Source organism: Hoyosella subflava DQS3-9A1 (genome assembly GCF_000214175.1).
GTDB lineage: Bacteria > Actinomycetota > Actinomycetes > Mycobacteriales > Mycobacteriaceae > Hoyosella > Hoyosella subflava.
This window is the reverse complement of record NC_015564.1, coordinates 2,399,592-2,413,339: the sequence shown is the minus strand read 5'-3', so window position 1 is coordinate 2,413,339 and position 13,748 is coordinate 2,399,592. Positions and strand designations below refer to the sequence as shown.

Here is a 13,748-nt window from a genome sequence, read left to right as displayed (position 1 = left end):
CATGGACATCACAATCAACGCAAGTTTTCTTCCCCACACCGATCCTGACGCCTCGCTGGCGTTCTACTGTGACGCCCTCGGCTTCGAGGTCCGTAAAGACGTCGGGTACAACGGAATGCGCTGGATCACCGTCGGCCCCCCGCAGCGGCCCGACATGAACATCGTCTTGACTCCGCCCGCCGCCGACCCCGGCATTACCGAGGAGGAACGCCGCACCATCTCCGAGATGATGGCAAAAGGCACATTCGGTGCGATCATGCTGGCGACCACAGACGTCAACGGCACCTTCGAGAAAGTTCAGGCAAGCGGCGCGGAAGTAATGCAGGAGCCCACAGACCAGCCGTGGGGCACCCGCGACTGCGCGTTCCGCGATCCCGCCGGTAACACCGTCCGCATCCAGGAAGTTCACTGATCGAGCAGGTGACGCAGCGGAGACCGCGCAGGCCGCATCGCGTTCCAGAGGGAGGCACTATGAGCATCACCACTGAAATGTCAGAACCGCCCGCGCGGCACGCTGCCGACAGCCACGACCTGATCCGCGTGCACGGTGCGCGGGAAAACAATCTCAAAGACATCAGCGTCGAGATCCCGAAGCGGCGACTCACGGTGTTCACCGGCGTCTCAGGTTCGGGCAAAAGTTCTTTGGTGTTCAGCACAATCGCAGCAGAATCCCAGCGAATGATCAACGAAACGTACAGCGCATTCGTGCAGGGGTTCATGCCGACGCTGGGGCGGCCCGAGGTCGACGTGCTCGACGGACTGACCACTGCGATCATCGTTGACCAAGAGCGAATGGGCGCAAACCCCCGCTCGACAGTCGGCACCGTCACTGACGCCAACGCGATGCTGCGCATCCTCTTCAGCAGACGCGGACAGCCTCACATCGGCTCTCCGCAAGCGTTCTCCTTCAACGTCGCGTCGATCAGCGGGGCTGGCGCAGTGACCCTCGAAAAAGGCGGCGAGACGGTAAAAGAGCGCCGCACATTCAGTGTCACCGGCGGCATGTGTGCCCGCTGCGAAGGCCGAGGGAAGGTCACCGACTTCGATCTTTCCGCCCTCTACGACGAGAGTCTCTCGCTTAACGAGGGTGCGCTGACAATCCCCAACTACAGCATGGACGGGTGGTACGGCCGCATCTTCCGCGGCTGCGGGTTCTTCGACCCGGACAAGCCGATCCGCAACTTCACTAAGAGGGAGCGCTCAGCCCTCCTGTACAAAGAACCCACCAAGATCAAAGTCGACGGCGTGAACGTCACGTACGAGGGCCTGATTCCGCGAATTCAGAAGTCCTTCCTTTCCAAAGACCGGGAAGCGATGCAGCCCCACATCCGGGCCTTCGTCGACAGGGCTGTCACCTTCACCACCTGCCCAGAGTGCGACGGCACGCGACTGAGCGAGCTGGCCCGATCGTCGAAGATCAACGGGCTCAGCATCGCTGATGCGTGCGCGATGCAGATCAACGACCTCGCCGTGTGGGTCCGCAGCCTGAACGAACCCTCCGTGGCGCCGCTCGTGACGGCGCTAGGGGACACCCTCGAATCGTTCGTCGAAATCGGGCTCGGTTACCTCTCCCTCGAGAGACCGTCGGGCACACTTTCGGGAGGCGAGGCGCAACGCGTCAAGATGATCCGGCACCTCGGATCCTCCCTCACTGACGTCACCTACGTATTCGACGAGCCGACGATCGGACTGCACCCGCACGACATCCAGCGGATGAACGACCTGCTGCTGAGGTTGCGCGACAAGGGCAACACCGTCCTCGTCGTCGAGCACAAGCCCGAAGCCATCGCTATTGCCGACCATGTCGTCGACCTCGGCCCGCACGCCGGTACTGCTGGCGGTGAGGTGGTGTTTGAGGGCACGGTGGACGGACTGCGGGCCAGCGATACTCTCACCGGCCGCCACCTCGACGATCGGGCAACTCTCAAGGACGCCGTGCGTTCGGCTTCCGGCACGCTCGAGATTCGCGGCGCGTCCACCCACAACCTTCACGACGTCGACGTCGACGTTCCGCTCGGGGTGCTGTGCGTGGTCACGGGTGTGGCGGGTTCCGGGAAGAGCTCCCTGATCCATGGGTCAGTCTCAGGCCGCGATGGGGTGGTGACAGTTGACCAGACAGCGATCAAGGGGTCACGACGCAGCAACCCCGCAACCTACACCGGGCTGCTAGAACCCATCCGTAAAGCGTTCGCTAAAGCCAACGGCGTGAGGCCTGCCCTCTTCAGCGCGAACTCCGAAGGCGCGTGCCCCACCTGCAACGGCGCCGGTGTCATCTACACAGAACTCGGAGTGATGGCCACTGTCGAATCACCCTGCGAAGAGTGCGAGGGGAAGCGGTTCCAGGCGTCGGTCCTGGAGTACACACTGGGCGGGCGGAACATCGCTGAAGTGCTTGCGATGCCGGTGACTGAAGCTGAGGAGTTCTTTGGTGATGGCGAGGCACGCACCCCTGCGGCGCATAAGATCCTCGAACGGATGGAGCAGGTAGGACTCGGCTATCTCAGCCTCGGACAGCCACTCACCACGCTGTCGGGCGGCGAGCGGCAGCGCCTCAAGCTCGCCACCCACATGGGTGAAAAAGGCGGAATCTACATTCTCGATGAGCCCACCACGGGCCTGCACCTCGCTGATGTCGAGCAACTGCTGAGCCTGCTTGACCGGCTCGTTGACGCGGGCAAGTCAGTGATTGTCATAGAACACCATCAGGCCGTGATGGCGCATGCGGACTGGATCATCGACCTGGGACCGGGAGCGGGGCACGATGGCGGCCGGATCGTCTTCGAAGGGACACCGCGGGAACTCGTTGATGCTCGATCAACCCTCACAGGCGAGCACCTTGCCGCGTACGTCGGCGCGTGACTGCGCCCCCCTTCCTAGATCCAGCTGCGGGGGTCAACACAACTACACGGGAACGCCGGGTTTGGGGGACATCCGCAGCTGGATTTTGAGGTGCGGTCACAACCGGATCATGGGCATCGGAGAGAGTGGGTGCGCGAGAAGGCGCCGACCAATCATCTTGGCGAGCTTCGGGTGAAATCCCGCGTCCGGATAGGTGTGTAACAGATCCTTGTATGCGCGCCTCGGTATCCCAAAAGCGATGAGACCGAGGGTGACGTCAATAAGGTCTGCCCTGCGCAAGATCTCCACAGGGCTGGTTGCGGGGCCTGCGGGGCGCAACTTGTGGTGGTGCTCGATCATCGCCGCGACCGCAACGCGATGGTGGCCCTGGCCATGCTTGTCGAGCCACTGGTGAGCTAGCGCAACGCTCGGGCCGAGGTAGTCCATGGTGCCCGCTGACCAGATTCCGAGGTCATGAAACGCAAGCGCAGTCAGATACTCTTCCCGCCCGCTCGGCGGGAACGCGCTGTCGGGGCTTCGCTCCCACAACAAATCACACAACCCGAGCACGCGAAGGACATGGTGTGAATACGCGGTGCGGTCAGCGCCCAGCGCCGACGACCAGGGTTCAAGCCGCCACTCGATTTCGCGCTGTGCTTTAAAGTCCATCTGACTCGAGAAATTTCGCGGATACGCGCATACAGCCCAAGCTATCAGGCGGCACCCTCACCGGAAACTCTGCACGTTGTGGTGCTGACTCGCTCTACCCAATCCAGGTGTGCTGCGGGGACGTATGCACCTGGCTGGCCCACAATTTCGTAGTACGGGATTCCTGATGGGTAGACCTTGCGAGGTCCCGCCACCACTATTAGTCCACCGTTGCAACAGGCTCGATAATTCCCGAACGGGGCACCCGCCGGGTCTACCCGGTAGGCCGACCGAGAATTACTGCGACACATGATAAGTCTGCCTATGATCTCGCAACGCGGATGCAAATGCGGTGAATGCCAGCACCGCTGCTGACACCACGATCAGGCCGCCAGCTTCTGGAAGGTAGCGCAACACGCCGCTGAGGACGCCTTCAGCAGACAGAAGCACCCCGGCGGCAAAAACTATGACGCCCGTGGCACCAGTGAGGAGCGCGCGCATCCACTCGGCCTTCGATCCGAAGTCACTCATCAGTCCATAGGCCACGAGACATCCAGCTATCGACAGCCCGACAACTGCAATGAGCACGCCGAACTGCACGAGGCCGCCCGTCAGCACCGCATTCTCCGCAGATCTATCCACAACGAAGACGCTACGGCTAGAGGGAACCGCGCACATCGTCCTCGCGGATGATATTGGACCTGAGGCGTCAGCCTTAAGTATGAGACGAACGGTGGGGCGGTCCCGGGTTTACTCTCGTGCACGCCAGGCGCGCTCAAACGGAAGGCGCCACTCAAGGGGTGCGATCAATTCCTCGATGTTGCTAGGTCCCCACGAACCGGCGTCGTAAGGGTGCACTGGCGGGGGATTCTCTAGGAGCGGCGCGGACACTTCCCACAGCCTCTCGATGCCGCAGGAGGTGGTGTAGAGGGTGCGATCGCCATGCATCGCGTCCAGTATGAGCCGCTCGTACGCCTCGAGCACGTCATCCGCGTCTGCTGTCCCTTCCAGGCCGAATTGCATGCTTTGTTTGTCCAGCAGCATGCCTGGGCCGGGGCGTTTGCCGTAGAACGAGATGGACATTCGTGAATCGTCGGCCAGGTCGAAGGTCAAGTGATCAGGCCCTTGCGTTCCCACGCCGCACCCCGCGGGGAACATGCTGCGGGGCGGATCCCGGAATGCGATAGAGATTATCCGCTGACCCTCAGCCAAGCACTTGCCGGTCCGAAGATAGAAGGGCACTCCCGCCCACCGCCAGTTGTCGATCTCGCACTTCAGGGCAACGAAGGTCTCGGTATCCGAGGTCGCTGAAACGCCGGGTTCCTCACGGTAGCCGCGATACTGGCCACGTACTACATTGCTCGGTTTCAGCGGCAGCATCGACCGGAAGACCTTGTTCTTTTCCTCGCTGATCGGTTCCGGTGCGAGTGCCGTCGGCGGTTCCATCGCCACGAACGCCAAGACCTGGAAAAGGTGCGTCACCACCATGTCGCGGAACGCGCCGGTCGGCTCGTAGAACGCAGCGCGGCCTTCCAGGGAGAGCTGCTCCGGAACGTCGATCTGAATGTGATCGATGAATGTCCGGTTCCATATTGGCTCGATGAACCCGTTCGCGAATCGGAAGGCGAGGATATTCATCGCCGGTTCTTTGCCCAGGAAGTGGTCGATACGGAAGATCTGCGGCTCAGCGAAGGCGGTGTGGATGGCTGCGTTCAAGGCCTTCGCGCTCTGGAGATCAGTGCCGAAAGGCTTCTCCATGATGACCCTGGATCCTTCGACCAGGCCGGCTGCTTCCAGCGTCTGGATAACCGGAATGGCGGCCGCGGGCGGCACACTCAGGTAGTGCAGCAGTCGAGTCGGACCCTCGAGCGCCGCTCGAGCTGCTTTCACCGCCGCGGACAGCGCCTCAGCTCCCTTTTCCTGCGGCACGTAATGCAGTTGTCTTGCGAACTGTTCGAGCTGGTCGTCGTCCGCTGGCCGACTTGAGAACTCGCGACACGCCCTGACCGCTAGTTCGCGAAATTGAGCGTCATCCATGTCCTCCAAAGAGGTGCCGACAATGCGCATGTCAGGTGCGAGCCGCGATATCGCCAAGTGGAACATCCCGGGAAGCAGTTTCCGGCGCGCTAGATCACCAGTAGCACCGAAAAGCACGACAACGTGCGGTTCGGGGCTGGCTCTTTCATCGTCAGGTGTCACGCTGCCATCGTTGCACTTTGCAGCTCGTCCCATGCCCGGAAATGACGCAGTCTCTAGTTGCAGCGGCGCGAGCTTGAAGGTGCTTGAATACAACCATGCTTGCGCGGGATATCGTCGCCGCACTACAGGCCAGCCAGTCAGACGCAGAACTGACGATCATCCGAAAGCGACTCGGCCCGGATGACGAGGCATTCGGTGTCCGTATGCGCATCCTGTTCGACATCGCGAAAGCACACACCGAACTGCCGCTCGCCGAGGTGCAGCGGCTGCTTGAGCACCCTGCATATGAGCCTCGCATGGCCGCTTTCTGCATCCTCGACTTCAAGGCCCGGGCCCGTGCGATCACACCTGAACAGCGGAAAGCTCTGTACGACTGCTACCTCGACAACCATGACCGGATTACTGCATGGGACATGGTTGACCGTGCTGCGCCCCGGGTAGTTGGCGGGTACCTAGCAGGTAAGGACGTCGAGCCGCTTTACGCCCTCGCACGGGCTGACGACCCGCTTCATCGCCGCACCGCCATCACTGCACCGCTGTTCTTCGTCCACGCGGGATCCGATACTGACATTGCTGCTGGTTTTGCGATCGCCGAACTGCTTGCCGCGGACCCACATCCTTTCGCGCACAAGGCAGTTGGAATCTTCCTGAAGCATGCGGGGGAGCGGGATCGTGGTTCTCTGCACCAATTTCTCGACAGGCACGCAGCGTCGATGCCGCGGGCGGCGGTGCGGCTCGCTATCGAGAAGCTCGGGAAAGATGAGCGCCTCCAGTACTTGACCTAGGACTCCCGCCTTGACAGCGGCAATTCACTCCAGTGACGCGAGGAACTCGAGCAGTGCGCCCTGGAACTGTGACTCGTTCTCACGGTGAGGCCAGTGGCCCGCTCCTTCGATGATGAGCGCCGTGGAGCCCTCCCTTAGTCGTGAGGGTGTCGCTTCGACAGCTTCTGCCGGGATGAGGTCCGCAGTGCCACCCACTGCGAGGCCACGCTTATCTATCGTGTGCCCGATGCGTCCAAACTGCCCGTTGAACTGGCGATAGTAGGCGAGTGCGCCGTCGAGGTTGCCGGGTTCAGCGAAGCATTTTTTCGTGTCAGCGAGTGTGCGGTCCCGGGATTCCCCATTCCAGTTCGGCGCCCAGCGCCGGTATTCGTCGCTGATGTACTTGAAGTCCTTGCGCTGCACCCACTGTCGGGCCCAGGGGAGCCGAAGTTCAGCGAAGTGCCGGGCACTCCAGGCAAGACCCAGGCTCGGCTTCATCAGACTCACGTGCGGAATGGCGACAGTCACGATCGCACGCACGCGCTCCGGTGTGTATGCCGCAGCACCGTACGTAAGCAACGCGCCAAAATCATGTCCGACGACAATGGCATCCTCCTCGCCCAAGGCATCGAGCAACCGCGATGTTTCCTGCGCGAGCGTCCTCGGGCGGTAGTCACGGCCTTGTTGCACCGTCGCGGGGTGGTAGCCGCGTAACCACGGGGTGATGACCCGGTACCCAGCAGCTGCAAGCGCTTCAGCCGTCGAAGTCCAGCCGTTCGGGGTGTCCGGGTATCCGTGCCACAGGACGATCAGGGGACCGGAGCCACGGTCGTCGTAGACGAATGTCTGCCCATCGGGCGTGGTGGCCTGCGACCAGTTCATGTCGCGATACTAGTTGCTCGGTATCCGAGTACCGGGGACGGCTCCAGTCAACATATGCGGCGCTACGGGGTGACGTAGGCCTTTTCAAGCTCATCCAGAGACTCTCCGCAGGCGAGCGCGAGCCGCTGCAGGCGCGGCAGAGTGTCTCGGCATCCGACGAAGCCGAAGTTGAGGGTTTCGCCGTAGCTCTCGCACGTGATGTTCAGTGGTCCGCCATGCATCAGGAACGACACTGGATAGACCGAGGTGAGCCGATTGCCCCGAAAGTAGAGTGGCTGCGCCGGACCCGGCACGTTGGAAATGACCACGTTGAAGCTGGGCGGGATGACCCTGCCAAGTCCCATCTTGGCAAGACCAGTCTGAATCATCAGGGGCGAACCAACGTAGGTTGTGTAGCCGATGATCGCGGCGCGGGTCATGTTCTCCATTTGTCGCTTCGCCGCGCTGGTCGACGAGACAACGGCCCGCAGTCGGTCCTCGGCATTGTCGGCATCGGTGCCAAGTGAGGCGAGCATCCCGCCGACCATGTTCCCGCCACCGTCATCGTCCTTTGGCCGGATATTGACAGGCACGAACGCGACCAGGGACTTTTCCGGGAGCGCATCGATGCTCTGCAGGTAAGAACGCAGCCCGCCACCGCATACTGCCAGGACAACATCATTCAGCGTGCAGTTGGCTGCGTCGGCGATCGCCCGCAGACGCGCAAAATCGTATTGCTGGGTGGCGAAGCGCCGGTTGCGGCCAATCCGGCCGTTGAGGATGCTGCGGGGTGCCTGCAGCACAGTGATGATCGGATCGTGTTTGCGGAATCGGGAACGCGCCAGTCTGCCGAGGCCCTTGCCGATATCGCGGGCAGACATCCAATGGCCCGCGACGGCGCTGACAAAGGAGCCCTGGTCCGCTGGCGCGCTCTCGTCTGAAGAATCGCTGACAGGCTTGGTGCGCCGGGGCTCGGGCGGGATCTGAAAGAAGAACGGTTCATCGGGTCCGTCGGGGGTGGTGGAGAAGGAACGCATCAGCATCTTCACGGCGGTATAGCCGTCGACGAGCGAATGGTGCACCTTGGTGTAGATGATCAAGTTGCCTGACTCGTGGCCCTCGATGATGTAGCACTCCCACGGTGGGCGACGGAAATCGAGCGGACGGCTGTGCAGCCGCGACACCAGCACACCAAGTTCGCGTTCGCCGCCCGGAGTGGGCAGCGCTGCGCGGCGCAGGTGGTACATCGCGTCGAATTCGGTGTCCACGACCCACCGGTGCGCCGGGTTCTTCAGGAACCGGGGGGTGGCAAGTTTGCGGTTCCAGGGCGGCTGCGCGGAACTCATTTCCTGGAGCTCGTCGCGGATCTGCCTGCTCATCTCCCCAGCGGTGCCTTTGGTGACCTCGATCTCGATCAGCCCACCAACATGCATCATCGAGTCGGGCGTTTCCATGTACAAGAACATCGCGTCGAGCGGGGACAGCCACTTCGCCATGCCGCTAAGCTACCCTCTACGGCGAGAACTATTCAGCTTTTCTGGGCACCAGCCGCGCCACGTCAGTAGTCCCGCCGGATCTGCGTTACCTCCTGGAGACGACCCAGTTTGTCCGGGTTCCGGATCGCATAGATATGAGTGATTCGACCGTTCTCAACGCTGATGCTGATTGTGGTGTCGAGCTGCCCATTGTGTTCCACGCGCAGGCCAAGGGCGCCGTTCAGCCATATTGATGCGAACTTGGCGTCAGGTGCGAGGGCCGCGAATCTGGTGAGCATCGTCGCAACACGCGTCGCGCCGGTGACCGGTCGTCGCACGGCAGGCGCCAGTCCACCCCCGTCGGCTACGAATACGACGTCTGGGGCGAGCACATCGAGGAGCGCCTGCAGGTCGGCGCTGCGGCTCGCGGCCCAGAACTTTTCCACCACGGCCTGTTGTTCGGCGCTAGTGACATCCATCCGTGGCCGACGGGCGGCGACGTGCGCACGCGCACGGTGGGCGATCTGCCGTGTGGATGCCTGGGTTTTGCCGAGAGCCGCCGCGATCTCCTCGTACGGCACATCAAAAACTTCGCGCAGCACGAAGACGGCGCGTTCCGCTGGTGCGAGTGTCTCCAGCACAGTGAGCATGGCGATGGAAACGCTTTCGGCCAACTCGACATCCTCAGCGACATCGGGGCTGGTCAGCAACGGCTCGGGTAGCCACTCTCCAACGTAGGTCTCACGCTTCCGACTGAGGTTGCGCAGCCGGTCGAGTGCCTGCCGGGTAACCGCCTGAACCAGGTAAGCCCGCGGGTCACGCACAGCCGATTGTTCGGCCCGGGCCCACCGCAACCAGGTCTCTTGCACCACGTCTTCGGCGTCGACGGCAGAACCGAGCATCTCGTACGCGACCGTGAAGAGCAGGCTGCGGTGGGCGACGAACGCGTCGTCGCTCATCTCGCTGACGTTACCTTTCCCGATGGCTGCGCGAGCGGTTTGAGGCCGCACGAAGCCGCCAGACCTTCCGCTTCAATGCCAAGCGCAACATTGTTCCGGGAGTAGAAATTAGCCAGCGCGATAAATGCGGTGAGTTCCAGCAGTGCCGGTGTCCCGAGCGCCTGCAGCAGCCGCGCCGACAACTCGTCGGTGACAGTCGGTGGGGTCTGGCTCATTGCCTCGGCGTATTGCAGCACGTCCCTCTCCAGCGGAGTGAACACCTCGGACTCTCGCCAGCGGGGCACTTCGCGGGCCTTCACTTCGTCGAGCGACTGATTGTGCGCCATAAAGTACCCGAGGTCGAGACAGAAGCTGCAGCCGACCACGGACGCGACTGCCATGTGCGCGAACGACTTCAGGTTCTCATCGCACTCGTTCCATTTCCTCGATTTCTGGCCGAGCCCGAAGCTGAACTTGAGCACCTGCTTGTGGTTCCACGCCACTTCGAGTGACTCGGGTACTTTGCCGAACATCCTCTTGCTGAACTTCTTTACTACGGCCCCGTAAAGCCCCGTGATCTCTGCCTTGGGGACCCGAGTTGTGCTGGCCATGTCTCCTCCTAATTGCGTGCCTTTACATAGAGACGCCGGCCGGGTCGGGTTTGTGACACGGTTTAGGCAGAAATCTGCGGCCGCGCACCAGCAGCGAGAAAACCCAATGAGCGGACTACTCTGGCGTGCGTGAGCCGACTGCCCGCCGTGTTGATACTCCTCATACTCGGGATCTTCATCCTTCCCGTTTCTGCGTTCTTTCTCGACGGTCCGGGAACTGAGAACTGGATAATTCCAATTCAGTTCGTGGTGATGGGGGCGGCGGGCGCGCTTGTGGCCTTCTGGTTGCCGCTGGCACACGATGGCGCGTCACCTGGGAAACGGATCCTGGTGGGAGCCTCGACCGGAATCGGGCTGGCCTTTGTCGGTCTCGCCGTGTTCTGGTTCCTTCTCAACGGGATTGGCGGCGCCTGACTCGCGCCCGCCTGTTATTTGCCGGCCATCACCAGCGCTTGCGCCGCCTCGTCACCTTGCGCGACATCGCGGGCTGAGCAGCACAACAGATCGACCCCGGCGTCCACGGCGGTGACCGCACGATTGCCGGTGCTTCCGTACTGCGCCAGCGCCCCTGCCTCTACCGCATCGGTCACGATCAGGCCCCGGAACCCAAGTCGTCCGCGTAACCGCCCGCGAAGGATTTCAGAAGACATCCCCGACGGGCGCGCAGGGTCGAGTGAGGGGTACACCGCCCACGAGGGCATCACCATCTGAACCCCCGCCTCTACCGCCGCTCTGAACGGGAACTCGTCAATATCGCTGAGGACGTGCTCCGGCAGATCAATAGTGACTGGCCCCAAATCCGTGTTCTCATCGGCGGAGGCTGCGCCCAGGCCCGGGAAATGCTTTGCGCACGCACTGACACCCATCGATTGTGTCGCTCGAATGAAAGCCGAACCCGCCTGAGCGACCGTTTCCTTGTTCATGCCGAAGCTGCGCTCGTATTGGTCGAGAAAGTCTCCCTCGGAACGGTAGACGCCCATCACCGGGGCGAGGTTGGCGTTCATTCCCGCCGCAAGGAGCGCCATGGCTGCCTCCGTGCCTTGCGTTCCTCCTGCAGCGCCCGGATCTGGCTGGGCGCCAACCTGTTTAGCTGACATCGCGGGCCCGCCCGGTAGGCGCTTGACCATGCCGCCTTCCTGGTCGACGAAAAGCCGCAACACATACCCGGAGCCGAGCGCAGTGAGCGTCAACTGCCGCACCACGTCAGCGATCTGCCCGCCTGACGTGATGTTTTCACCGAAGAAGATGACGCCCCCGATGCCGCGCCGGATCCGGTCGAACAATTCCGGCGGGGGAGTAGCACCAGGGTACGAATAGATGACCCGTCGCGCGCCGGCCAGCGGCGCTCCGATCGAACCGAGGGGAGAGGCTGGGGCGATCGCCCCGCCTGCCGAGAGCGCACCGATCGCGCCCGAGACCGCCGCTACTCTGAGGAATGCCCGTCGATCCATACCGCACCCACTTCGTGGCTGAACATGTGATATGTGTCACTTCAGGCTAGGTGGGCCAATCGCCGCTCTGTCACAGAACGGCATCTGTCGTGACATATTCGTTACCACCGGCGGTGGGTGGCGCCGAGGATGCACACTTCCTGCAAATACTGTCGATCTCCTCGGGAAACTAATCGAGTAAATGCGTAGTTTCCCGAGGAGATTGCGGCTCAGTGGCCTCGTTTGATCCATTCCTCCAGGTAGGGAGCTTCGGAGCCGATGGTCGTGCCGTCCCCATGCCCGGTGTAGACGCGGGTGTCTTCGGGCAGAGCGAAGAGCTTGTCGCGGATGGAGCCGATGATGGTCGGGAAGTCAGAGAAGGACCGACCCGTCGCGCCGGGGCCTCCGGAGAAGAGGGTGTCGCCCGAGAAGAGGGCTTTCGCTTCCGGGAGATGCAGAGACACCGAACCTGGTGAGTGCCCGGGAGTGTGGATGACCTCGATTTCAGTCCCGGCGATCGCGATCCGCTGGCCGTCGTGCAGCGCCCAGTACTTCTCGCCCGGATGCGTCATCTCCCAGAGCGCCTCGTCTCCGCGATGTAGCAGGACCGGCGCGTGCAAGTCCGCCCCGAGCTGCGGGGCCACAGTGACGTGGTCATTGTGGCCGTGAGTACAGATCACCGCGGTGACGTTGCGATTGCCAGCACCGGCGATGATCGGTTTCGCGTCATGCGCGGCGTCAATAATGATGACGTCGTCATCGTCACCGATGAGCCAGATGTTGTTGTCGACATCCCAGGAACCACCGTCGAGTTCGAAAACACCTGCGGTCAGGACGTGTTCGATGCGCAGCTGCCCGCTCACAGGACCACCACCGAACGCAGCACATTGCCGCCGTGCATGGTGTGGAACGCTTCCTCGACCTCGTCGATCTTGATTCGCTCGGTGACAAACTTCTCAAGCGGCAGTCGGCCCTGCTGATACAGGTCGACGAGTGTGGGAAAGTCCCTCTCCGGCAGGCAATCTCCGTACCAGGACGACTTCAGCGAACCACCGTGGGAGAAGAAGTCCAGCAGCGGCATCTCCAGTTTCATGTCCGGGGTCGGCACACCGACCAGCACGACAGTGCCAGCCAGATCACGAGCGTAGAACGCTTGCTTCCAGGTTTCCGGGCGGCCTACCGCATCGATCACAACGTCGGCACCGAACCCGTCGGTGAGTTCCTGCACCGCCTCGACCGCATCCGCCTTAGCTGCGTTCACCGTATGTGTCGCGCCGAGTTCCTTGGCCCATTCGAGCTTCTTTTCATCCCGGTCCACCGCAATGATCTTCCGTGCCCCGACAAGAGCGGCACCCATGATCGCTGCGTCTCCAACGCCTCCGCAGCCGATGACGGCGACCGAGTCATCGCGGCCGACACCCCCAGTATTCACGGCGGCGCCCAGACCGGCCATCACCCCGCAGCCCAGAAGGCCCACCACGGCTGGGTCGGCTGTGGGGTCCACCTTCGTGCACTGTCCAGCATGAACCAGGGTCTTCTCTGCGAATGCACCGATTCCGAGGGCGGGGCTGAGCTCGGTGCCGTCGGTCAGCGTCATCTTCTGCGTCGCGTTGAAGGTGCTGAAACACAGGTGTGGACGACCGCGTTTACACGCACGGCACTGCCCGCACACTGCCCGCCAGTTGAGCACAACGAAATCGCCGACTGCTACCGAGTCCACACCGGCGCCGACACTTTCAACGACGCCTGCGGCTTCGTGACCCAAAAGGAAGGGAAACTCATCGTTTATACCGCCCTCCCGGTAGGTCAGGTCGGTGTGGCACACACCGCATGCCGCGACCGCGACGACGACCTCTCCGGGCCCGGGGTCGGGGATTACGATGTCGGTGACCTCAACGGGGGCGCCCTTCGACCGGGCGATCACGCCCCGAACCTGCTGTGACATAAACGTTGTGCTCCTCACCAAACGAGCTTGTTGAGCCGA

The 13,748-nt window shown here is 62.3% G+C and carries 14 protein-coding genes; 4 read left to right on the top strand and 10 right to left on the bottom strand.

The window, feature by feature from the left end; genetic code table 11:
• The first annotated feature begins 1 nt into the window (after position 1).
• Positions 2 to 412 carry a VOC family protein gene (locus AS9A_RS11330; RefSeq protein WP_041451838.1) on the top strand — a complete coding sequence of 137 codons (411 nt, stop codon included), beginning with the start codon at positions 2 to 4 and terminating at the stop codon, positions 410 to 412.
• 59 nt (positions 413 to 471) lie between these two features.
• Positions 472 to 2,859, top strand: coding sequence for an ATP-binding cassette domain-containing protein (locus AS9A_RS11325; RefSeq protein WP_013807145.1), 2,388 nt, complete (start codon positions 472 to 474; stop codon positions 2,857 to 2,859).
• 96 nt (positions 2,860 to 2,955) lie between these two features.
• On the opposite strand, the gene AS9A_RS11320 is transcribed toward AS9A_RS11325, so the two are convergent.
• The 3 genes from AS9A_RS11320 to zwf all read right to left on the bottom strand — a co-directional run bounded on the left by AS9A_RS11320 (position 2,956) and on the right by zwf (position 5,718).
• On the bottom strand, positions 2,956 to 3,507 hold the full coding sequence (locus AS9A_RS11320) for a hypothetical protein (protein WP_013807144.1): 552 nt from the start codon (positions 3,505 to 3,507) through the stop codon (positions 2,956 to 2,958).
• A 276-nt stretch (positions 3,508 to 3,783) separates the two neighbouring features.
• Complete coding sequence (locus AS9A_RS11315; protein ID WP_148262447.1) at positions 3,784 to 4,128, bottom strand: hypothetical protein; 345 nt, start codon at positions 4,126 to 4,128, stop codon at positions 3,784 to 3,786.
• Positions 4,129 to 4,236: 108 nt separating this feature from the next.
• Positions 4,237 to 5,718, bottom strand: a complete 1,482-nt coding sequence (gene zwf / locus AS9A_RS11310) for a glucose-6-phosphate dehydrogenase (protein WP_083826685.1) — start codon at positions 5,716 to 5,718, stop codon at positions 4,237 to 4,239.
• A gap of 62 nt (positions 5,719 to 5,780) precedes the next feature.
• On the opposite strand from zwf, the gene AS9A_RS11305 reads away from it, so the two are divergent.
• The gene (locus tag AS9A_RS11305; protein WP_013807140.1) at positions 5,781 to 6,470 is read left to right on the top strand and encodes a DNA alkylation repair protein; all 690 of its coding nucleotides are present in this window, start codon (positions 5,781 to 5,783) and stop codon (positions 6,468 to 6,470) included.
• Positions 6,471 to 6,494: 24 nt separating this feature from the next.
• Here AS9A_RS11305 and AS9A_RS11300 read toward each other — a convergent pair whose 3' ends face one another.
• From AS9A_RS11300 to AS9A_RS11285, 4 genes are all read right to left on the bottom strand, one after another.
• Entirely contained in the window at positions 6,495 to 7,331 is an 837-nt protein-coding gene (locus AS9A_RS11300) for an alpha/beta fold hydrolase (protein ID WP_013807139.1), read from the bottom strand.
• 62 nt (positions 7,332 to 7,393) lie between these two features.
• Positions 7,394 to 8,806 (bottom strand): WS/DGAT/MGAT family O-acyltransferase, encoded by a 1,413-nt coding sequence (locus AS9A_RS11295; protein WP_013807138.1) that lies wholly within the window; start codon positions 8,804 to 8,806, stop codon positions 7,394 to 7,396.
• Positions 8,807 to 8,868: 62 nt separating this feature from the next.
• Positions 8,869 to 9,744 (bottom strand): RNA polymerase sigma-70 factor, encoded by an 876-nt coding sequence (locus tag AS9A_RS11290; RefSeq protein ID WP_013807137.1) that lies wholly within the window; start codon positions 9,742 to 9,744, stop codon positions 8,869 to 8,871.
• Positions 9,741 to 10,334 (bottom strand): carboxymuconolactone decarboxylase family protein, encoded by a 594-nt coding sequence (locus AS9A_RS11285; RefSeq protein WP_013807136.1) that lies wholly within the window; start codon positions 10,332 to 10,334, stop codon positions 9,741 to 9,743. Before AS9A_RS11285 ends, AS9A_RS11290 begins: the two co-directional genes overlap by 4 nt.
• A gap of 129 nt (positions 10,335 to 10,463) precedes the next feature.
• Between AS9A_RS11285 and AS9A_RS11280 the strand changes: the two genes are divergently transcribed.
• A complete protein-coding gene (locus tag AS9A_RS11280) occupies positions 10,464 to 10,748 on the top strand; it encodes a hypothetical protein (RefSeq protein WP_041451037.1) in 285 nt (94 codons plus the stop codon).
• Positions 10,749 to 10,762: 14 nt separating this feature from the next.
• Here the strand turns inward: AS9A_RS11280 and AS9A_RS11275 are convergent, their stop codons facing one another.
• From AS9A_RS11275 to AS9A_RS11265, 3 genes are all read right to left on the bottom strand, one after another.
• A complete protein-coding gene (locus tag AS9A_RS11275) occupies positions 10,763 to 11,785 on the bottom strand; it encodes a glycoside hydrolase family 3 N-terminal domain-containing protein (RefSeq protein ID WP_013807134.1) in 1,023 nt (340 codons plus the stop codon).
• Between the two features lie 209 nt (positions 11,786 to 11,994).
• A complete protein-coding gene (locus AS9A_RS11270; protein WP_013807133.1) occupies positions 11,995 to 12,627 on the bottom strand; it encodes an MBL fold metallo-hydrolase in 633 nt (210 codons plus the stop codon).
• Positions 12,624 to 13,709, bottom strand: coding sequence for an S-(hydroxymethyl)mycothiol dehydrogenase (locus AS9A_RS11265; protein ID WP_013807132.1), 1,086 nt, complete (start codon positions 13,707 to 13,709; stop codon positions 12,624 to 12,626). The genes AS9A_RS11270 and AS9A_RS11265 overlap by 4 nt, the downstream gene beginning before the upstream one ends.
• Between the last annotated feature and the right edge of the window lie 39 nt (positions 13,710 to 13,748).